We start from the raw sequence: 21,379 nt of genomic DNA on the forward strand, positions 1-21,379 counted from the left end.
TCAGAGTGATTGCATTGTAGGCGAAGGTTTTGTTTTTTGATATTTCTGTTGAGCCCTGAATCATCTGGGCTTTTTTTACGTCTGCTGCTTTTGCAGCGCATCACGGGAGACAGCCATGCCGACCGTATTACACAAGGGGAAGGACTTGGAACCAACAAGCACGGGGACATCGGCGGCTGGCCTGGCCGTCTGGAAAGCAATGGGAGGGATTGCCGGGATGGGTGCCATTGGCGCGGGCCTAGCCACGCTGGTGGTGATGTGCATCTTGCGGCCGCGTACGCAGTCTGAGTGGATTGTGGGTGTGATCAGTACAGTGGTGGCCTCGATCTCGGGCGGCGCCGCTGTGATCCAACAGTATGAGCTGCATCACTGGGCAAACAATCCGGTGGGCTTGGTGGCCATGCTTGGGTTGGCGTTCGCATGTGGTTTGCCAGGCTGGGCTGTGGTTCGCTGGGCGTTCAACTTTTTCGACAAGCGGCGAAAGGCTGACCTGCTTGAAGTCATGACGGAACTGCGCGAGGGCGCGATGGGAGGGAAAACGGAATGAGAGCGCTGTTCAAATTGGTATCGGGCCTGCTGGCCCTTTTTTTTCGTCCGCAGAAGGTGGAACAGGCCACGCCAGAACCAGAGAAGTCTCTGCCTATCGGAATGTCCCCTGACGGTCTGGTCATCCTTCAGTATTTCGAGAACTGCCGATTGGAGGCTTATTGGGATGCTGACGGCAAAGTATGGACTATCGGCTGGGGAGACACGGGGCCAGATGTGGTGAAAGGCTTGCGTATCACCCAGGCAGAAGCCGACCAACGTCTGCAACGCCGGCTGGCCCGTGAGTTCGTGCCTGGTGTTCTGAAAGCCCTGACTCGTCCTGCGACCCAGGCTCAGCTCGATGCCATGGTGGATCTGGCCTACAACATTGGCGTGTCCGCATTCCAAGGGTCCACGCTGGTGCGCTTGTTCAATGCCGGTGACCAGGCCGGCGCTGCTGAGCAATTCCCGCGCTGGAACAAATCAGGCGGCAAGGTGCTGCTGGGCCTGCGCCGGAGACGCGCTGCGGATCAAATGCGCTTCAAAGGCTCATCAGGCAAAGAGGCCATAAGGGTAGGAGCCGCCATTGTTTAAAGCACTGTGGGGAAAGGTGGCAGGCTGGTTGAGCCTGCTGGGCGGCCTGGCCCTTGCCGCTCTGGCGCTGTTGCATGTCGGACGGCGCCAAGGCAAGGCCCAGGCAGAGCAGAAACAAACAAAGGCGGACATGGCCGCAGTGGAGGTAGGACGTGATGCAGCTGAAACGATTGAGCGCTTGGATGATGGTGCTGTGCGGGATCGCGCTCGTAAGCGGATGCGCGACACTAACGGGCGGTAGCTACTGCGCCGCCGCTCAGAGGCCGTTCCAGTGGCGCTCTGATGCTGAGATAGATACTACGCCAGTCCGGGTGCTGCGCTATGTGGAAACGGAGGCTGAGACTTGGGAGCGACTGTGCCGCATGGAGCGCCCTACCCGGAAGGAGTTCAAGCAGGAGTACTTTGCTTCGCCAGATGGGCGCAGGCTGCGTGCCCCGGATCTGGGAAGGGCGGTGGGAGAGTACATACAACAGCCATCCCCAAAATTGTAGAAGTCGCATACACTGCACTTACTGCGTTTTCTAAATATTATTAAGCACTGACCATGGCCGCCCGACAAAACTGGGATTTCGCTTTGCATATCAAAGGGGTTTCTTTGAAAACCCTGGATATGTCTCGTCTCGCGGAATACATGAAAGAGTTTGCGGCCCTGATGGGAGAAGGGGCATCGCCAAAGTTCGCTGGAATTGTTCAGGGCAGCGTAGTTATGCGCGCCCGCGATTGCAATGAGCATATGGGATTAACTCGACAGCGATTGTTGTCAGCGGTTAATGACGAGGCCCCGGGTCATTCTGCCTACCAGAAGATCGAAAACCTCATGCGAAAGGATGGAGCAAGAGGCGACATTATTGATAGTCAAAAAAGCGTCATCCTTAGCTTTGATTCCAGGAAGGCTGCGAACGATGATGTACGTGAAATAATCATCCACGACAACGGTGAGATTGACGGAACAGTTGTTGGTATTGCTGGGGCCGATGACACAGCGCATGTAAGATTGCAAGTTTACGGTGGGAAGGTAGAGACCGTTACTGTCCGTGACATGGCATTAGCGAGAGAGCTTGCGACTCGGTTTCGGCTGGGGCCTGTTCGTGTTTATGTTCATGGGACTTGGAAACGCACAAAAGAAGGGGTATGGGAGCCCAATAGGATTTATGCCGATCGTATTGAGGATTTGGATTCTGATAGCGTTCATGATGTTTTTCGCGAGCTTGCAACCATTCCAGGTAACGGCTGGAGTGACGTCAAGGACGCCGATGAACTATGGAAAAAAATAAGAGGCTTGGATGATAGTAGCCCTTGATGCGAACTGCTTGGTTGCTTGGTCGTCTCGAAATAACCCAGATAATGTAGCCCGTCTCGACGAGCTGCTTAAAACGGTGTCGGATGCTCGCGGGAAGATCATTATCCCCGTTCCTTGTTTGGCCGAGTATTTAGTGCATCTTGGTGACGCAACAGAGGCTTGGTTTGCTGCGCTAGAAAGAAAGAGCAGCGTTGTGCTTGCCCCGTTTGACAAACGCGCTGCATATGAGTGCGCTCTCATCGATAGGAACGCGATATCGAACGGCAGCAAGAGGGCCGGTCGCTTAGATGCTTGGCAGAAAATTAAAATTGACCGGCAGGTTATTGCTATTGCAAAAAACCACTCGGCCAAAGAAATAATCTCCGAAGACAAAGAGGTTCGTGCTGAGGCCATCTCTATAGGACTGAGAGCCCGTGCGTTAGACGAATTAACTCTTCCCGATTCGGCTAGGCAGAATTTAATACCGCTCGAGCCTATGGGTGATCAGCCTTAACTTACGCAGAATCCCGGACAAGCCACCTACGATGTGGCTTTTTTCGGACAAAAGTCCGCATCCGTAAGTAGACCATGACAGGCATTATCCCCCCAGATTGTGCCTGCCATGACAGTTTCCTCAGAACAGTACCGTGTTTGGGCAGACCGAGTGAATGGACTCCAAGACTGGGCGAAGATGGTTCTGAATGCCAACCTAAGATAAGCTCCAGGCACAAAAAAGCCCGTACTATTGCGGGCTATATATATCGTGGTGTGACTTTTTTGTGACCATAAGAGGCACAAGACCAAGGTAATTCATATCAAAGAAAAATCGGATAGCGACGGAGGGTATTGATAAATAAGGGTTTTGTTTGCTTTGGTTTATATGCGGCAAGACTCGAAATCAGGCGTACGTGCAAGCGTACCGTGGGTTCGAATCCCACCCTGTCCGCCACCCCTCCCTTCTTTTCCGCCAAACTCACCTCACACGCCCCTATATATCCTAGACATTACGAGTCAGGAGCGGCACAATTTCCACCAATTTAACGCACTAAAGCGCATTTAGAGTGGTGGAAAAAATGGTGGAAAAACTCACAGCCCTGCAAGTGCAGTCTCTCGCTAAGCGCGGTGTGCCTGGTGCGTTCGCCGTGGGCGGTGCAACGGGGTTGTATTTGCGAGTGTCCACGACAGGCACTGCTTCTTGGACATTGCGCACGGTGATTGCAGGTAAGCGCGTGGAGCGCGGGCTGGGCGGCTATCCTGCTGTGACTCTGGCCCAGGCTCGCGAAAAGGCTATGGAACTGCGTAATGATGCTCGTCAAGGGGTTGATCCCAAGGCTCTCCGTGATGAAGCAATACGAGCTCGCAAACACGCTCTTGAAGCGCAGGCTCATGAACGCACGTTCAAGCAGGCAACCGAGGCTTGCATACGTGCTAATGAAAGCAGGTGGCGTAATTTAAAACACGCTAAGCAGTGGCGGGCGACACTCACGCAATATGCATATCCCCTTGTCGGCAATAGGCTGTGTAGTGTTATTGGACATGCAGACGTGGTGGCAGTTCTTGAGCCTATTTGGCAAATCAAGCAGGAAACAGCGATTCGTCTTAGAGGGCGTATCGCTGCTGTCCTAGATTACGCTGTGGCGCATGGCTGGCGCCCCGACACGTTACAGAATCCCGCGCGCCTGACCCCGAAGCTGAAAGCCGCGCTGCCTGCGTTGCCCAGGCGGCCTGGTATTGGGGGCCGTCGCGGACACCACGCCGCAATGCCGTGGCAGGATTTGCCCGCCTTTATGCTGGCCCTGTCTGAGCATAAGGGCATCACTGCCCAGGCCTTGGCTTTTACTATTCTGACGGCGGCAAGGTCGGGGGAAGTGCGGGGTATGCGTTGGTGCGAGATTGAGCAGCAGTTATGGACTGTGCCTGCCGATCGTATGAAGGCCGGCAGAACGCATCGTGTGCCATTGAGCCGTCAGGTCTGTGACATTCTTGATGTAGTGCGGCCTGTGGATTTCGACCCTGAAGCTTTGGTGTTTCCGTCGCCGCGTAAGGGGGGCGTGCTTTCGGACATGGCGTTCACGAAACTAACACCTGGCGTGACGGCGCATGGTTTTCGGTCATCTTTCCGCGATTGGTGTGCCGACACAGGACAGGACAGGGAACTGGCCGAGGCTGCCCTGGCGCACTCGGTGGGCGATGCTGTTGAGGCTGCATATCAACGCAGTGACATGCTTGAACGGCGTCGGGAGTTGATGCAGCAGTGGGGCGATTATGCTGCACCGTGGATGGGGCTCGCATGATTTGGCGATCGGCCGGGAAGCGTTATGAGGTGGCGGAACAGTTGGTTGACACTCTATGCGGCTTAGGATAGCCTAAAAAAAGCATAGTGCAATGCTATGCACTGAGAACCGCAAGGGGAGCGTAACCCCACTGCCCACGCTGTGGGTGCCTCCTGTAGAAAACTGTGGATTTTTCTCCCCCCGTCCATAGTGAAGAAAACAGACTAGGCGCAAGCAATCGCCGTCAAGCCGGTGAATCTGGGGGTAGTCTCGTGTTGCCCATACAACCTCAAAAGGGCAGTGCGATCCTACCGAGGACTTGCGCATTATGAATCCACAAATACTTACCGCCACTCTTGCTAGTAAAGTTGCCATTCTTGGTGATCGAACCCCATTGACGATATCCGAAGTGGCCAAGTTGCTTAACCGCAGCGAGGCTACCATTCACCGATTGATAGCAGCAGGCAAGCTCAAGAAAACAAAGATTAATCGATCAAGTTATGTGCAACTGTGCCATGTGAAGTCTCTGTTGTCTGGTGACACGACGGAGGTGCTGGCATGACACGCGCCTACCTTCGCAAAGCCCGTCTAGAGCGCGTTGGCTTTACCTCCCCCCTTGGGGGGGCGGTGGCAGCCGCCTATCGCGCCGTCGTACTGCGTCGGCTTGGCTACACCGTCGCTGACGTGCGCATCGCACGCCAGCTCTGCCGCAATTGGCATGCCATCTGCCATGTAGACCCAGATCAGGACCCGATCTGCCGTACTGATGACTTCTGCTCTGGTGAGGTGGAAGGGTGCGACGTCTTGGACGTGTACCAACGTGCCATCGAACTGGTGGGCTGCGGCATGGCCGAGCATCTTCGTTTCTACAGCGACGACGGTAGCGCACTGCGTATCGCGGACGGCCTTCAGTGCTTCGGCCTGTCTGGTGCGCCCTTTGTGTTCGAAGCGGCTGTGAAGATCGTAGAGCACATTGCCCACGAGTGTGAGGAAGAAATCCGCGTCGTGGCTGGCGCTGTGGTTAGCGGCGGCGACGCGCTGGGCGTGCTGCGCGAGACGGTACAGCCGCTCGACCCATTGGACCTGCTGGTTCAGGCCGTACAAAAGGGGATAGCTGATGACGATCGTTGAAATGGAAACGGCCACCGTGGGGGCGGTGGCCGCTGACTGCACTCCTTCGGGGGCGAACCCAAATTGTACCATCGCCTACAGCGTGGGTAGCGGCGTCAAGGATGTACAGCCAGTACAGCGGCAAGCCCCATCGTTCGCAACCTTCGCGGACGCCGTGCTGGCCCACGACGGGCGCGCTGCTGATCCAGTCACCGCCAGCGATAAAAGGACGCTGCCCTGGATCGCCTGCCCATTCAATGGCACCAGGAAAGCAGAGAACGCGCTGCCCTGGCCCGTTCTTGCGCTTGACGTGGATCAGTGCGCCAAGGATGCCGTTAAGCCCTTGGCGGCCTTCCTACGCGGTCTGGCGCCTATGTTTGGTTGGACCACGGCGTCACATGCACCGGAAGCCCCCAGATTCCGGGTCTGCCTGCACCTGTCTCGAGCCATCACGCCGGACGAGGGCAAGGCTGTCGCGGCGTGGATTGAGCGTCGATGGCAGGCCGACCATCCAGAATGGTCAGGGCAAGTACAGTTTGACCCGTCGCAGCAGCAGGCAGGACAGATTGCCTTCTTGCCCACTGAATCGGCGCAGCCGCTGCCGCTGAAGAACGCCGATGCTCCTCCGTTGGACGTGGACACAGTGCAGGCCGTCCCCGCATCTCCGGCCACGAGTGTGGGGGGGCAAGGGCTGGTGGATGGGGGTGTGGACCTAGCTGACTTCGTGGGCAGGCCAGAGACACCAGACGCCATCGCAGAGGTCAAGCGTGCGTTGTCGCGCATCGACCCTGACCTGCCTCGCAAGGATTGGCTACGGGTATTGATGGCCATCAAAGCCCACGTCTGGGTATGTGGCGAGGAACTGGCACGATCGTGGTCAGAACAGGGCAGCAAGTTCGATGCCTCGACGTGGGGGCGAGACTGGCATTCACTGCGAGTGGGGGGCGCTGTCACCCCTGCGACGCTGTACTGGTTGGCAGGCCATGACCCGGACGTGTGCGCCGAGGCTGGTACCGACATGGGCGCAGCGTGCCGCTTCGTGGCCTGGTTAGCAGGCCGCGTGCGCTACGAGGTCCCGGCCAAGACGTGGTTGACGTGGCGCGGCACGTACTGGCACCCTGGTCTTGCACCTGTCGAAGCCTTGCTGGCCGAGTTCACACAGCAGTGGATCGCCCAAGTAGCAGGGGCCAGGACTGACTTCGACCTCAAAGCCGCCCGTCGTTTGCTCAGACGCTCGGTGGCACGGGACGTCATCGATTCAACACGGGTCTTGTTGTACGACCTGTCCGCCGACGAGACGTGCATGGAAGCCGATCCCTGGGTTCTGGCCGTGCTAAACGGGCAGGTGAATCTGCGGACCGGCGCCCTCGAAGCAGGGAATCCGGGCGCAGGGCAGACACGGCGCGCGGGTGTGGCCTACCATCCCGGCGCGAAGGCCTACGAGTGGGAGCGATTCGTGCGGGATATCTTCACCGTGAGTGGCACTCCGCAGTCGCACCTTGAGCAGTACCTTCAGCGTTGGTGTGGCTACATCCTTACTGGATCGGTGCAGGAGGAAAAGATGCTGTGCGTGTTCGGCCCTGGCGCGAATGGCAAAAGCGTTCTGGCCAACGTGATTACCCACGTCATGGGATCGTACGCGCAGCAGGCCGACGTGTCACTGATCGCCCCGAAGGTGGCCAGCGTGACAAGCCCTGATCTGGCCGTCACTCGTGGCGCTCGGCTGGTCTCGGTGAATGAGTCGGACACGACGGCGACGCTGTCGGACCAGCGCGTGAAGGTCCTGGTCTCGACCGAGCGGATTAGCGCCCGTCCACTGAACGCACCGCCCTTCGAGTTTAACCCCACAGCGAAACTGTTCTTCCGCTCGAACCACCGCCCGAAAGTCCGCGACAACAGTCCGGGAATGTGGCGCCGCCTGGCGGTGCTTTCGCTGCTGCGAAGGTTTGACGATGAAGGGTTGGCAGACCATACACTGGAAAGCCGTCTCAAGCGCGAAGCGCCGGGCATCCTGGCATGGATGGTTCGTGGCTGCCTTGAGTGGCAGCGGCAGGGGCTGGCGGCGCCGGAGTCGGTTAAGGCAGAGAGCGATGCCTACCGCTCCGACCAGGACGTCATGCTTTCGTGGATGACTGACCGTATCGCCCGGTACGCGGGCGGTACGTCGAGGGCCGAAGTCTTCGCCAATTTCAAGGCCTACTCGGGGGATCGCTCTGTCACGCGCCAGGCATTCTACGAGGAGCTACGCGCTCGTGGTGTTCAGGAAACGCGCGGATCGAAGGGTGAGTGGCTGTTCAAAGTCACGTTGCACGGCTTCTGACCACCGGACACGCCCCCACCCACGAGTGGGGTGTGTCTTTTCAAACCGTATATTGGCTTATCAGAACAGCGTTTTTGAATCATCCCGGTGCGGGGGCGTCCGTAAACTGTCCTAAGGCCGTGCAGACGCTATGCAGGATGACGCAGATTTTAGGGGGTGTCTGACAAAACTGACAGAAAATTGCGTTTTTCTGAAAGGTTTCTCTATATATTATTTTTTTTATAAACCATAAAAGAGAAAGTTCTGTCAGTTTTGTCAGAAAGTATTTAAAATCAATAACCTATAGATTATTACAAAATCAGGGTTCTGTCAGTTTCTATCAGAGCAAAATGTATTAATTAATCGCCTCAATTTGTGCTAATCCATCAAATTGTACTTATGCAAAAACCACTCTTGAATTGGCTTTTGGAGGACGCCACCGCCCCTGGCCCATTTACGTCGTTGGATGGGGTTTATGACTGGCTCAAAGGCAAGTGCAGGAAGCGCCCCCCACTCGTGGCAGTGCGGGCCGCGCTGCGGACACGGTACGATGAAGTGCGGCGCTATGGGCAGGTCGGCTATCTGGCTTGCCTACGAGTGGATGCAGAGCCGTGGAGGCCTGTACGAAGCGCACCGCCACGGAGGCGGGGGCTTAATCCTGCGACGCTCGACCGGATCCGGTACAACGTGGAGTGGTGTACGCCGGAGCGTGTCGAGCAGTACCGCTGCCTACGACGCTGGCGGCGGGAACTGACGGGTGTTGCTCGGGCCGATCAGATCATGTACGGGGTGTACGACGCGCTGGGTCGAGGCATCGCCCTGGACGTCATTGACCGCAGCGTGCAGGCCTGCATCGCTCGGGACTATCCCCGAGTGATGAGTGATGTGCAGTTGGCGCGCAGGCTCGGCCGCCGTTATCGATGTTAGACATCAGGCGGTTATAGATGGAGATTTCGAGCTAGATGCGGGGAGTGATTGTGAGTTGGCAGGTAACGTGACTGAAATGACTTATTTTTCTTCTTGCTGTTCGGTCAGTCTCTGCATATGCTCTAGTTAGGGGGGGATGGATTTTCCTGGGGCTTAGCTCTTAATTTATTATTTTCCTTGAAAGTTGCATTTGTAACTATTTGATGCTTCTTTCTGGGTAAGGCGGGTTGTTGTTCCATCTGCCCAAAAAATGAATAATGAAGAGTTTTCAACTATTACCCCGCCACCCAGAAATATTTCTGAGCTTCCAGTGGGAAGAAAGATAACAAGATTCATTTTTGTTTTCTTTGGATCCATTGGGTGAGTGTAGTTTTTACTTGTGAGTACGATTTTTCCACTAGAGAGATTGATGCACAAGTTGGTGCTGTTGTTGGTGGACAGATAAGAAACGTTTGTTCTATTTGGTTCTGGATTGTTTTTTAGTGAAAAAACTAACATCATGGAAAAGTGGAGAATCGTACTGAATAATAAAATCCGTCCCCATTTTGATCCTGTTTTCTTTTTGGCTGCCAGTGTATATAAAGTATATATGGCCCAAACGACGAACAAGAGAATTAAGTAACCTCCGAGTCCTTCACTAAAAGTGGAAACAGAAATATGCTTAATTCTAATCCATGTAGAATTAATGCCATATCCATCATCAGCCAGAGCCAAGCCTATAAAACAATTTATTAATACCGTTGGAACTGTAATGAAGGTGGCCTCTTTGAAGGACAGGGTTTGTGTTTTTGACTTGAGAAAGATTTTGTATAGATAGCTAATAAGAAAAACACAAAGAAATATTAATAATATAAAACCACCCCCTTCCGTATCTTCTGTAAGCTCTCTTGTGCTCCATCGGGCTAATGCTTCTGTGGGGAAGATTAATATTAAGATTGGTATGATTTCTTTTGATTTCATAAATCTATTCGAGTCGCATAACCTAATGTATTGATATCGAGTTTCATTGCAGATGGAGGGATTACCGGTAGACTAACTTCCTTGCGATTTGTTGAGGTTGCGCAACCAGATAGGGTGATTACAACAAGCGTGGCGACTATGATTGCTGCAGAGCGTACTTTCAGAGAGCGGCACTACTTGCTTGTTAGACAGTGGGGCGCACTCTGCGTCTGTAATATTGGTATTCATTGATTGCTTTACCTCGTTGAGCAGACAAACCCACCGTAGCCATTAGGCTGACAATCGGTAGTACGGTTTTGGGGTATATGGATGCTTTGGTTTCGAATCTGCTGTTCAAGTAAATCATTCTGTCGTCGTTGCTGTTCCAGCAGTTGCCTTTGGTACTCCTGTTGCTCCCACCTTTGTTGCTCATACATTGCTGCATTTGGATCGTACTGACTTAGCCGATCCAAATAATTATCACGCTCAGCTTGTTGTCGCCCCCGCTGTAAAGCTCCGAAGTCAATCCCTTGCGCACTCGCTATTGTGGGTACGGTCAGAACCAAAGCTAAGATTAGGTGCTTCATATTGAGTGCTCCTGCTTCGTGAAGTGAATGTCACGATCAGTATACATGTCACGATTAGTGTGTGTACCGATTGGTTGACATTGATTGACACTCAACGGATGCATATCAGCCTCCGCAAACAATTTGGCGACCGAGTACGTGAACTACGCAAAGCCGCAGGCTTCACGCAAGAGGAGTTTGCTGACCTTTGTGGCTACGCACGTACCTACCTCAGTCGAATTGAGACTGGCGGTGCGAATGTGAGCCTTGATGCTATTGGGGTGCTCGCTGAGGCTTTGGGTATATTGCCTTCCGAATTACTATCGTCTACTCCAGTACAGGTGCAGGGGCAAGAAACCGTGCAGGCCAGGCAGCATCTTGTGCTTGCCAAGCCAGAAACGAATGCATTACGCCGTCGCATACTCGGTGAGCGTGCGCGGATTCGTTATGCAACGTTGCATGATCTCGAACCGGATCCAGACAAGTCGTAGCATTACTGATGTCGGACTGTCGTTTTACTTAGGGAACCTGTTTATGGGCAAGGGTACCGAGACAAAAAATTGATATTTGCCGGAATGTAGAATGGCGGGCCGAGTACTCCAGTAGGGGGGGTATTGTTGGGTGCGTTGGTCACGGTCGAGGTTAGCTGCCTATTCGTGGTCAGTGTTGCTTTTGTGAGATGAAGAAGACGCTTATCCATATGGTGGATAAATGGTTGAAAAGAATATATCGCTTGCTGGGAGCTAGCATGGGTGCTTGATTTATGGCAGACACCCTGTCCGCCACCTAGAATTTTGAAAGCCCTTGATTATTCAAGGGCTTTTTTATTTTCTGCTGGTTTGATCGTCCTGCTCCCTCAGCATGGTTTATTTGCTGTTTTGTCACATAAGAACGTTAAGGTAAAAGTGTCAGTCGCGGCCGATGTTCGGAAAACTCATCCGCAACATTGTGTATGGCCGACTTTTCCCCGCGCAGGCCGAAGTTCTAGGGGTAATGCGCTAGTACGTGGTCCGATGGTGTTTGGCCTTGTTTTGCAAGCCTTGATGATTGCGGACAAAACGAGCTCATTGCATTTCCCGGCAGTGCAGGCCGGCGAGTACACTTGGGGTTTCAGTTCCCTGTTGTCCATACTCACGAGGTATCTATGCTGAAAGGTAAAAAAGCGGTCGTAACAGGATCGACCAGTGGTATCGGTCTGGCCATGGCCACCGAGTTGGCGAAAGCCGGTGCAGATGTGGTGATCAATGGTTTTGGTCAGCCTGAAGATATCGAGCGCGAGCGCAGCACGCTGGAGTCCAAGTTTGGTGTCAAAGCCTATTATCTGAATGCTGATTTGAGCGACGCACAGGCCACGCGTGACTTTATTGCCAAGGCGGCAGAGGCCTTGGGCGGTTTGGATATTCTGGTCAATAACGCTGGTATTCAGTACACCGCGCCTATCGAAGAATTCCCGGTGGATAAATGGAACGCCATCATTGCCTTGAACCTGTCAGCCGTCTTCCACGGCACAGCGGCTGCCTTGCCCATCATGCAAAAGCAGGGTTGGGGGCGGATTATCAATATCGCCTCGGCACATGGTCTGGTGGCCTCGGTAAATAAATCGGCTTATGTGGCTGCCAAGCATGGTGTCGTGGGCCTGACCAAAGTGACCGCACTGGAAAATGCTGGCAAGGGTATTACCTGCAACGCAATCTGCCCGGGCTGGGTACGCACTCCCTTGGTGGAAAAGCAGATCGAAGCTATCAGCCAGCAAAAAGGGATTGATATTGAAGCTGCCGCACGCGAGCTGCTGGCTGAGAAACAACCTTCCCTGCAGTTTGTGACTCCTGAACAATTGGGCGGTGCTGCTGTGTTCCTGTCGTCTGCCGCCGCAGACCAAATGACGGGTACGACACTAAGTCTGGATGGTGGCTGGACGGCTCGCTAATTGCTGTCAAAGCGTGTTTTGTAGATGGCAGATAAAGGGCATGGCCCTTTATCTGTTTGGATAGAAAGGATATAGGCGCATGTTGTTATTGCTCTCGCCAGCGAAAAAGCTGGATTACGATTCCCCTGTACGCACGCAGCTGGAAACCCAGCCTCTGTTTGTGGAGCAGGCGCAAGGCTTGATTGATATTTTGCGCACTCAGTCCGAAGAGGATATTGCCGGCTTGATGAAGCTGAGCGACGACCTGGCGCGCTTGAATGTCCAGCGTTACCAGGAGTGGGAGCCCAAGTTTGACCGCTCCAATGCCCGTCAGGCCATTCTGGCTTTTAATGGTGATGTATATGAGGGCATGGCTGCAACGGATTTGTCGGACAAGGAGCTGAAGTGGGCGCAGGACCACATTGTGATTCTTAGCGGTTTGTACGGTGCTTTGCGTCCTTTGGATTTGATGCGTCCTTACCGTCTGGAAATGGGCACTCGCTTGAAGAATCCCGAAGGTGCCAATTTGTACGCTTACTGGGGCAGCCGGATTGCCAATTATTTGAACGAGCGTCAGGAAGGCGAAGCCAAGCCCGTTGTCTTGAACTTGGCCTCCGAAGAGTATTTCAAGGCGGTCGATCAAAAAGCCTTGCGTGCCCGTGTGGTTCAGTGCGTTTTCCAGGACGAGAAAAACGGTGTCTGGAAGATTATCAGTTTCTACGCCAAGAAAGCCCGTGGTTTGATGGCCCGCTTTGTCATCGACAAGCGTGTGCAAACAGTGGAAGGCTTGAAGGCGTTTGATCGCGAGGGGTATGTATTCCAGCCTGAGCTCTCCAGCGAGGACAAGCTGGTGTTCCGTCGCTCCGAGCAGGATGCCAAGGCTTGATAAGTAGTTAGCGTTGTTGCTTGCGCCGTAAGAACAGCTCTTTAGCTGATCTGCGGTCTTGCAGGTAAAAAAGGAAAGGCAAGGCCATGTATTTGCGCCTTGCCTTTTTATTTTTAGTCCTGCGAACTGAGGAGGGCTTGGCACCCTATGCTCTTTTGCTTTGTGCTTTGTGCTTTGTGCTTTGTGCTTTGTGCTTTGTGCTTTGTGCTTTGTGCTTTGAGTTCTTGTTTATTTGGTCCCGACAGCGTGCTCCACATGTATACGGGACATGGCATGGTCATCAGGCCCCTTGCTGTTTCAGTTCCTGCTTGCGCTCAGGCGGCAGTTGCGGGCCAGTGCTGTATTCCAGGCCTTTCATATCCTGACGTATCAGTTGGGCGGCCTTGACCATCTGACGGATAGGGTAGGCCAGCATGGCCAGCTCACCGTCGGTTTCGATGGAAGCAGGCGGGTCGGCATCCTGGTCGTTAATCAGCGCGCCAATGGCATCCAGGGAGTTCTGGATGCCTGGCGGAATCTGACTCAAATTAGCCAGAAGCGGGGCAGCGGCGCTGATCTGCGAGGCCAGCACGTGGTTCTGAATCAGCAGATTATTCAGCAGGGATACATTGGCTTGTCGGCTAACTGGTTCATCCATCATGCGATAAAAGGCCGAGGCAAAGTTGCTGAAGGCAATGTGTACGTTCTTGTTTGCCACTTGCCAGGCGGTGTCGGCTTCCATCAAGTCCAGATCCACCTGGTTTTTCTGGGCCTCTGTCATAGTGGGTTCGCCTTCCTGACCGCTTTTAAGGATCTGGTTATGCAGGCGGCTCAAGCGAGCGAATTCCAGCCCTGCACGCCAGAACTCTTTGTTGGCGGCCAAGGCTGCTCGGGCCAGGCCTGTCATGGCGCTGGATTCCCAGTTGGGGAGCAAGTAACTGGCGGCCATGGCAATACCGCAACCAATCAGCGTATCCACCAGACGTTCTCCAATAATGAAGGAGCCGCCCGTGGACAGGAATTGGAAGGACAAAATCACAAAGATTGTGTTGAACAGGGCCGATAGCAGGAAGTTCAGTTGAACCAGGCTGTTACCCAGCAGGTAGGCCAGCAACATGGCGATCAGATACAGCTCGCGGTTGTCCGTTAGCTTCAGGAGCAGGAAGGCCGCCCCGCAGCCCAGTACCGTGCCAAAAAGGCGCCAGCCATTGCGTTGGCGTGTGATGGCAAAGCCTGGCTTCATAATGACCAGAATCGTCAGGATGATCCAGTAACTGTGTGCTGTCAGGGCGCTGACCAGGCCCAGTTCGCTTTGGAAATGGGCGCTGAGTGCGCCAACTCCCAGGGCCACCATGGACGCAATGCTGACACGTGCCGCATAGCGGAAGTGCGAGGACTTCAGCTTCATATTGCTGCTGAGCATGCCCAAACGCAGTTCTTCACGCGAGAGCATGCGGCTTAGCGATTTATTCAGGTACTGATCGACTGGCAGGTTCTGGCTGGCACGATGCGACAGGCTTGCCATGCTGTCCACAATACGGTTCAGGTTACGCAGTCGGCGCAAGACCTGGACTAGCAGGGCGTAGGTTTCCGGGTCTGTTTGCGACATGCCCTGGCGTTTGTACTTCTCCAGCTCGTATTCCATGGCGCGGATTTCCGCTTTGACGCTGGAGCGACGGGTGGTGCGAGCGCTTCGTGAAACATTCATGGCAATGCGGCCAATATCCAACGAAAGCTTGTGCAAGCCATCACGCGCAAAAACCATGAAATCGCTGTCGGAAAGCTGACGGCGCAGGACGGTGTAGTCGGTATAGGTCGCGACCAGCGAGTCCAGAATGCTGACCATATTCAAGAAGATTGTCAGCAGTGCCTTGCGGTGGTGATCGCCTCGTCCATAACCGCGCGGCAATTCACGTAGCACCACATCGCGAGCGGCCTGGTGCTTTTCGGTCATATTGGATTGAAGATTGATCAGCCGTCTATAGCAGGCGTCCAGATCCGAGGTGGAGTCATAGAATTGCGAGCGCGCCTCCATGTATTCAGCCGTGGCAAACAGGGCGACGGCCAGCGTCTGACGCTCCTCCCGATACCAGAACAGCCGCCTGAACAAGGTGCTGAACAGGTAATAGGACAAGCCACCGGCAAAGGAATACAGCGTGTGCGCCAATACCTCGTGAGGCTGCATGGGAAAGCGCATCGTCAAGGTCATCAGCAGCAGGGCAGCAAAGCCGATCAGCCCGCCGCGACGACCAAAGACGGAGAACATGCTGTACAGAAAGCACAGAAACGGTACGCACAGGACCAGCAGCAGGGGAGAGCTGGAGGCCAGACCTGTCAGGCCAACGGTGACCGTGCCCAGCGCAATACCGCCCAGCATTTCATTGTTGCGATAGCGGCGTGGGCCGCCGGGTTGGTCAATGATGGCAACGCAGGTGGCACCCATGGACGCAATGACGCCAATGTCATAGTGACCAAAGAAGCGGCCCAAAATAATGACCGGCAACAGCACACCGATGGACTGGCGCAGTCCGCCGAAAAAATAGTGGCTATACAGGAATTGTTTTAATTGTGGGATGGGCGATGCCATAAAATACCCGGACAGCTCGTCATAGGTAGACAGTATATCGTTTTACGTATGCAAGCTTTAAGCCTGTTTTTTTGCACTTTACCAACAATCACAGTTGCTCGCTTTGTGCAGTCAAGGTAAAGTAACCAGGTGTTTTTGCTCCTTATCCGAGCAAATTGTAGCGAGGCACTGTTAACCGGGCCATCCGCCCGGTTTTTTGCGCCTAAAAACTTTGTTGCTGGCCGCGTCACAAGCGTGGGATGCCAGGACTTCCGTTTCAAGCTAACGCATACGTTTTTGTATGCACGCACTGGGTGTCGAAGAGTGCAGGCCGGACGGTAATGTGTCTGGGTGGTGTGGTCCTGTGGGCCATGAAGCGCCAGATCATGTTGCTGACATCGGTTCAAGCTCGGACCGTCGTGGTCAGTCGATATTGCAGAGCAAGACTGAAAGGAAAACTCATGTCTGAATTAAATGGCGCAGATATTGTTGTGCGCACGCTCGCGGACGAAGGCGTGGAACACGTTTTCGGTTATCCGGGTGGTGCCGTTCTCTATATCTACGACGCAATCTTCAAGCAGGACCGCTTCCAGCACATTCTTGTGCGTCATGAACAGGCTGCTGTTCATGCTGCGGATGCCTATTCCCGTTCGTCCCAAAAAGTTGGCGTGGCACTGGTAACCAGTGGCCCGGGCGTCACCAATGCCGTCACCGGTATTGCGACCGCTTACCTGGACTCCATTCCGATGGTCATCATCAGTGGGCAGGTCAGCACCCAGGCAATTGGTGAAGATGCTTTCCAGGAATGTGATGCCATCGGTATCACCCGTCCTTGCGTCAAGCACAACTTCCTGGTGCGCGATGTTCGTGATTTGGCCGATACCATTCGCAAGGCATTTTTTATTGCCACGACAGGCCGTCCTGGTCCTGTGCTGATTGATATCCCTAAAGATATTACGACCGCAACGTGCAAATACACGCCCAAGCGTGGCGAGGTCAAGATGCGTTCCTACGCACCTGTGACCAAAGGCCATCAAGGTCAGATCAAGAAAGCCGTCCAGATTCTCAATAGCGCCGAGCGCCCGCTGATTTATGTTGGTGGTGGTGTGGTGCTGGGTAATGCTGACAGTGAGCTCAATGAGCTGGTCAAGTTAAGCGGTGCTCCTTGCACGACTACCTTGATGGGTCTGGGTGCCTATCCAGGTACGGCGGATCAGTACATCGGCATGCCCGGCATGCACGGTACTTACGAAGCCAATATGACCATGCAGCATTGCGACGTTCTGATCGCAGTGGGTGCACGGTTTGATGATCGAGTGATTGGTAATACCCGCCACTTCGGTCAGAACCCACGCAAGATCATTCATATTGATATTGATCCTTCGGTAATTTCCAAGCGCGTGAAAGTTGATGTGCCTATCGTGGGCTGTGTCAAAGACGTGCTGACCGAGTTCAATGAGCTGTATGCGCAAAGCCGTCAGGAATCGCAGAACCAGCCCTCCCTGAATGATTGGTGGAAACAGATCAATGTCTGGCGTGGCAAGAACTCCTTGGCCTACGCCAAGTCGGACGAGCTGATCAAGCCGCAATACGTGGTGGAATCCCTGTGGGAAGTGACGGGCGGCAACGCTTTCGTGACGTCTGATGTGGGTCAGCACCAGATGTGGGCGGCTCAGTACTACAAATTCAATAAGCCTCGTCGCTGGATCAATTCCGGTGGCCTGGGCACGATGGGCGTGGGCTTGCCTTACGCAATGGGTGTGCAAATGGCCAACCCTGGCCAGGATGTTGCCGTCATCACTGGTGAGGGCTCCATTCAGATGAACATCCAGGAACTGTCTACGTGTAAACAGTACCGCTTGAGCCCCAAGGTTCTTTGCCTGAACAATCGTTATTTGGGCATGGTGCGCCAGTGGCAGCAAATCGACTACGGCTCGCGTTATTCCGAGTCTTACGTGGATGCACTGCCTGACTTTGTCAAACTGGTGGAAAGCTATGGTCACGTGGGTCTGGAGATCGACAAGCCAGCCGATGTGGTCCCCGCTATTCGCGAAGCCTTCACCACGCACAAAGACCGCCTGGTATTTCTGAACTTCATCACGGACCAAACCGAAAACGTGTTCCCGATGGTGAAAGCAGGCCGCGGCCTGACAGAAATGCTCTTGGGCCCGGACGATCTGTAAGGAGAGAATCATGAAACACGTCATTTCTATCCTTCTGGAAAACGAGCCCGGCGCACTGTCCCGTGTGGTCGGCCTGTTTTCGGCCCGTGGCTATAACATCGAGACCTTGACGGTTGCTCCAACCGAGGACGACACCCTGTCTCGCATGACTATCGTTACCCGAGGGGCGGACGACGTCATCGAGCAGATCACCAAGCACTTGAACCGTCTGGTTGACGTGGTCAAGGTGGTGGATCTGTCCGAAGGCCCTCACATCGAGCGTGAACTCATGCTGATCAAAGTGCGGGCGGTGGGCAAGGAACGTGAAGAGATGAAGCGCATGGCGGATATTTTCCGTGGTCGCATCATTGATGTTACGGACAAGACATACACCATCGAACTGACCGGTGTTCAAGACAAAATTGCTGCTTTCATCAATGCGCTGGATCGTACGGCCATTCTTGAAACAGTGCGCACCGGGGTCTCTGGTGTCAGCCGTGGCGAACGTGTCTTAAAGCTGTAAGCCAAGGCTTTTTCAGGACATAATTACCGCTTTTATTCAAGGAGCTGCTTTTCAAGGCGGCTCCTTATAAAGGGTAAACACGGCCTGACGCTGTGTAGACCGCGGTGGCCCTGTTCTGGAAGTAATGAGTCAAGGTCTTTTTTGTGCCGCTGCTGCATGAGCGGCCATTCTCGAATTGCTGTTTAAGCGAAATTATTAAATTTGGAGCACCTGAAATGAAAGTTTTCTACGACAAGGATTGTGATCTTTCCCTGATCAAAGGCAAGACTGTTGCCATCATCGGTTACGGCTCGCAAGGCCACGCCCACGCCCTGAACCTGCACGAGTCCGGCGTGAACGTGGTTGTTGGTCTGCGCAAAGGCGGCGCCTCCTGGAGCAAAGCCGAGAACGCTGGCCTGAAAGTTCAGGAAGTGGCTGAAGCCGTCAAGAGCGCTGATGTCGTCATGATCTTGTTGCCTGACGAAAACATTGCTGAGGTTTACCGCAACCAGGTTGCTGAAAACATCAAGCCCGGCGCCGCTCTGGCATTTGCTCACGGCTTTAACGTTCACTACGGCCAAGTTGTGCCACGTGACGATATCGACGTCATCATGATTGCTCCCAAGGCTCCTGGTCACACTGTGCGTGGCACCTACAGCCAAGGCGGCGGCGTTCCTCACCTGATCGCTGTTTACCAGGACAAGACCGGCGCTGCTCGCGACGTAGCTCTGTCTTACGCATCGGCTAACGGCGGTGGCCGTGCCGGTATCATCGAAACCAACTTCCGCGAAGAAACCGAAACCGACTTGTTCGGTGAACAGGCTGTTCTGTGCGGTGGTGCGGTTGAGCTGATCAAGGCTGGTTTCGACACGCTGGTTGAGGCTGGTTACGCTCCTGAAATGGCTTACTTCGAGTGCTTGCACGAACTGAAGTTGATCGTGGACCTGATCTACGAAGGCGGTATCGCCAACATGAACTACTCGATCTCCAACAACGCCGAATACGGCGAATACGAGACCGGTCCGAAGATTGTTACCGACGAAACCCGCAAAGCCATGCGTCAGTGCCTGGAAGACATCCAGACCGGCGTGTACGCCAAGAACTTCATCCTGGAAAACGCCGCCGGCGCTCCTACCCTGATCTCGCGTCGTCGTATCAACGCCGAATCGCAGATCGAGCAAGTGGGTAGCAAGCTGCGCTCCATGATGCCTTGGATCGCCGCTAACAAGCTGGTCGACAAGTCCAAGAACTAAGTTTGATATCGGGGCAACCTCATAAGCTGCCCTGGTCTTGAGCCTGAACCGGCTGACGTCTTGCGGCGTCAGCCGGTTTTTTATTGCTGCAAGAATTTGGCTTTCAGCGCCGCCTCTGCTTGGGCTGAGAAAAGGATGGAAGCGCCTTGTTCTCGTCTTATAGCCGTATCGGTGAGGGCGCGATAAAATGCAGTGCTTGGTTTGACCATCGTGCCCCTGTTGAGGTGGTGCGCAAGCGGGTTCGATAAAATCTACTGTTTATCCATGAACTCCCTGGCCGCAGGCCTCTTGGCCATTTCTGTTCGCTCTGGCTTATATATGCTGGAATTATTTGCACTCTGTAGCCTTGGGGACAATGCTACATTCGAGTGTTCAGTCCTTAGCAACAACTCTTAAAGCATAAATTATGCCCAATTTGCTCAATGATGAAACCCGTCGTCGGCGTAGCATCTATCTTCTGCCCAACGCATTTACGACCGCCAATCTGTTCGCGGGGTTTTATGCTGTTGTGCAGGCCATGAATGGCCGCTTTGAGGCGGCAGCCATCGCCATTTTCCTGGCGCTGGTGTTTGATGGTATGGACGGGCGGGTTGCTCGTTTGACCAATACTCAGTCCGCCTTTGGTGAGCAATACGACTCCATGGCAGACATGATTTCCTTTGGTGCGGCGCCCGCGCTGGTCATGTACGTCTGGGCCATGCAGGGCCTGGGACGCTGGGGCTGGTTGGCTTCCTTTATTTACGTAGCCGGTGGTGCGCTGCGCCTGGCCCGCTTCAATACCAATATTGAAGTGGTCGACAAGCGTTTTTTCCAGGGCTTGCCCAGCCCGGCGGCCGCTGCTCTGGTCGCTGGCTTTGTCTGGCTGGCGGTGGACAACAAGCTGTCCTTGCAAGTGAATGTGATTCCCTGGGTTGCCTTTGGTTTAACCATTTATGCCGGCCTGGCCATGGTCTCCAATGCGCCGTTCTACAGCGGTAAGTCCTTTGCGATCAGCCGTAGCGTGCCATTTTGGGTCATGCTGCTTTTTGTGCTGGTCTTCGTGTTTGTCTCTACAGATCCGCCAGTCTTCCTGTTTGGCCTGTTCTGCCTGTATGGCTTGTCGGGCTGGTTTGTGATGGCCTGGCGCTGGCGTCGAGCCCGTGCTTTGGCACGACTTCGGCGTGGAAACAACTAAAATCCCCGGCTTTGGCAGGCCAGCAGGCCGAAATGCTTAACGCCTTGTCCGGTTTTTCGTTATAATCGTTTGCTTGCACTTGGCCTGATGGGCCCGGTGCACTCAATCTCATTTTCAACACGTTAGGGCACCTCGGTCCTAACGCAAGTCTTAGAGGCTAAATAAAATGGCAGTTGCAGATATCAAAAAAGTCGATATCGTTTCCGAGTTTCAGCGTAAACAAGGCGATACAGGCTCCCCAGAAGTGCAAGTGGCTTTGCTGACCGCTCGCATCAACGAATTGACCGGCCACTTCAAGGCTCACAACAAAGATCACCACTCCCGTCGTGGTCTGTTGCGCATGGTTAGCCGTCGTCGCAAATTGCTGGATTACCTGAAAGGTCGTAATCCAGACGCTTACCGTGCTTTGATCGAAAAACTCGGTCTGCGTAAGTGATAC

General features: G+C 54.1%; 21 protein-coding genes. 18 read left to right on the top strand and 3 right to left on the bottom strand.

What is annotated here, in order from left to right; all coding sequences use genetic code 11:
- The first annotated feature begins 115 nt into the window (after positions 1-115).
- The 10 genes from ACLPGZ_RS11340 (at position 116) to ACLPGZ_RS11385 (ending at position 9,007) form a co-directional block, all read left to right on the top strand.
- Positions 116-547, top strand: a complete 432-nt coding sequence (locus tag ACLPGZ_RS11340; protein ID WP_429641316.1) for a hypothetical protein — start codon at positions 116-118, stop codon at positions 545-547.
- Positions 544-1,119 (top strand): lysozyme, encoded by a 576-nt coding sequence (locus tag ACLPGZ_RS11345; protein ID WP_429641318.1) that lies wholly within the window; start codon positions 544-546, stop codon positions 1,117-1,119. The genes ACLPGZ_RS11340 and ACLPGZ_RS11345 overlap by 4 nt, the downstream gene beginning before the upstream one ends.
- Positions 1,112-1,360, top strand: a complete 249-nt coding sequence (locus ACLPGZ_RS11350) for a hypothetical protein (protein ID WP_429641320.1) — start codon at positions 1,112-1,114, stop codon at positions 1,358-1,360. The genes ACLPGZ_RS11345 and ACLPGZ_RS11350 overlap by 8 nt, the downstream gene beginning before the upstream one ends.
- A 303-nt stretch (positions 1,361-1,663) precedes the next feature.
- Positions 1,664-2,419, top strand: coding sequence for a hypothetical protein (locus ACLPGZ_RS11355; protein WP_429641322.1), 756 nt, complete (start codon positions 1,664-1,666; stop codon positions 2,417-2,419).
- On the top strand, positions 2,403-2,912 hold the full coding sequence (locus ACLPGZ_RS11360) for a PIN domain-containing protein (protein WP_341669067.1): 510 nt from the start codon (positions 2,403-2,405) through the stop codon (positions 2,910-2,912). The genes ACLPGZ_RS11355 and ACLPGZ_RS11360 overlap by 17 nt, the downstream gene beginning before the upstream one ends.
- A gap of 559 nt (positions 2,913-3,471) precedes the next feature.
- Complete coding sequence (locus ACLPGZ_RS11365; protein ID WP_429641325.1) at positions 3,472-4,692, top strand: tyrosine-type recombinase/integrase; 1,221 nt, start codon at positions 3,472-3,474, stop codon at positions 4,690-4,692.
- Between the two features lie 307 nt (positions 4,693-4,999).
- Entirely contained in the window at positions 5,000-5,233 is a 234-nt protein-coding gene (locus ACLPGZ_RS11370; protein ID WP_429641327.1) for a helix-turn-helix domain-containing protein, read from the top strand.
- A complete protein-coding gene (locus tag ACLPGZ_RS11375) occupies positions 5,230-5,802 on the top strand; it encodes a hypothetical protein (protein ID WP_429641329.1) in 573 nt (190 codons plus the stop codon). Before ACLPGZ_RS11370 ends, ACLPGZ_RS11375 begins: the two co-directional genes overlap by 4 nt.
- Entirely contained in the window at positions 5,789-8,101 is a 2,313-nt protein-coding gene (locus ACLPGZ_RS11380; RefSeq protein WP_429641331.1) for a phage/plasmid primase, P4 family, read from the top strand. Before ACLPGZ_RS11375 ends, ACLPGZ_RS11380 begins: the two co-directional genes overlap by 14 nt.
- Before the next feature lie 666 nt (positions 8,102-8,767).
- Complete coding sequence (locus ACLPGZ_RS11385) at positions 8,768-9,007, top strand: hypothetical protein (RefSeq protein ID WP_429641333.1); 240 nt, start codon at positions 8,768-8,770, stop codon at positions 9,005-9,007.
- 168 nt (positions 9,008-9,175) lie between these two features.
- On the opposite strand, the gene ACLPGZ_RS11390 is transcribed toward ACLPGZ_RS11385, so the two are convergent.
- Positions 9,176-9,967 (bottom strand): hypothetical protein, encoded by a 792-nt coding sequence (locus ACLPGZ_RS11390; RefSeq protein ID WP_429641335.1) that lies wholly within the window; start codon positions 9,965-9,967, stop codon positions 9,176-9,178.
- 236 nt (positions 9,968-10,203) lie between these two features.
- Positions 10,204-10,533, bottom strand: coding sequence for a hypothetical protein (locus tag ACLPGZ_RS11395; RefSeq protein WP_429641337.1), 330 nt, complete (start codon positions 10,531-10,533; stop codon positions 10,204-10,206).
- A gap of 5 nt (positions 10,534-10,538) precedes the next feature.
- On the opposite strand from ACLPGZ_RS11395, the gene ACLPGZ_RS11400 reads away from it, so the two are divergent.
- The 3 genes from ACLPGZ_RS11400 (at position 10,539) to yaaA (ending at position 13,304) form a co-directional block, all read left to right on the top strand.
- Positions 10,539-11,003: a helix-turn-helix domain-containing protein gene (locus ACLPGZ_RS11400; RefSeq protein WP_429641339.1), complete on the top strand. Its 465-nt coding sequence runs from the start codon at positions 10,539-10,541 to the stop codon at positions 11,001-11,003.
- Between the two features lie 653 nt (positions 11,004-11,656).
- Positions 11,657-12,439 (top strand): 3-hydroxybutyrate dehydrogenase, encoded by a 783-nt coding sequence (locus ACLPGZ_RS11405; protein WP_060186460.1) that lies wholly within the window; start codon positions 11,657-11,659, stop codon positions 12,437-12,439.
- Positions 12,440-12,518: 79 nt separating this feature from the next.
- Positions 12,519-13,304 carry a peroxide stress protein YaaA gene (gene yaaA / locus ACLPGZ_RS11410; protein WP_009456706.1) on the top strand — a complete coding sequence of 262 codons (786 nt, stop codon included), beginning with the start codon at positions 12,519-12,521 and terminating at the stop codon, positions 13,302-13,304.
- Between the two features lie 280 nt (positions 13,305-13,584).
- On the opposite strand, the gene ACLPGZ_RS11415 is transcribed toward yaaA, so the two are convergent.
- A complete protein-coding gene (locus ACLPGZ_RS11415) occupies positions 13,585-15,870 on the bottom strand; it encodes an FUSC family protein (protein ID WP_239054514.1) in 2,286 nt (761 codons plus the stop codon).
- Between the two features lie 440 nt (positions 15,871-16,310).
- Between ACLPGZ_RS11415 and ilvB the strand changes: the two genes are divergently transcribed.
- The 5 genes from ilvB (at position 16,311) to rpsO (ending at position 21,376) form a co-directional block, all read left to right on the top strand.
- A complete protein-coding gene (gene ilvB, locus ACLPGZ_RS11420; protein WP_035272452.1) occupies positions 16,311-18,032 on the top strand; it encodes a biosynthetic-type acetolactate synthase large subunit in 1,722 nt (573 codons plus the stop codon).
- A 10-nt stretch (positions 18,033-18,042) separates the two neighbouring features.
- Positions 18,043-18,534: an acetolactate synthase small subunit gene (ilvN, locus tag ACLPGZ_RS11425; RefSeq protein WP_003801075.1), complete on the top strand. Its 492-nt coding sequence runs from the start codon at positions 18,043-18,045 to the stop codon at positions 18,532-18,534.
- Between the two features lie 215 nt (positions 18,535-18,749).
- A complete protein-coding gene (gene ilvC, locus ACLPGZ_RS11430; protein WP_009456705.1) occupies positions 18,750-19,766 on the top strand; it encodes a ketol-acid reductoisomerase in 1,017 nt (338 codons plus the stop codon).
- Positions 19,767-20,172: 406 nt separating this feature from the next.
- Entirely contained in the window at positions 20,173-20,940 is a 768-nt protein-coding gene (pssA, locus tag ACLPGZ_RS11435) for a CDP-diacylglycerol--serine O-phosphatidyltransferase (RefSeq protein ID WP_035272453.1), read from the top strand.
- A gap of 166 nt (positions 20,941-21,106) precedes the next feature.
- Positions 21,107-21,376, top strand: coding sequence for a 30S ribosomal protein S15 (rpsO, locus tag ACLPGZ_RS11440; RefSeq protein WP_003801068.1), 270 nt, complete (start codon positions 21,107-21,109; stop codon positions 21,374-21,376).
- The last annotated feature ends 3 nt before the right edge of the window (positions 21,377-21,379 follow it).

Origin of the sequence: Alcaligenes sp. Me129, from assembly GCF_050487245.1 — a bacterium.
Classification (GTDB): Bacteria; Pseudomonadota; Gammaproteobacteria; order Burkholderiales; family Burkholderiaceae_B; genus Alcaligenes; species Alcaligenes phenolicus.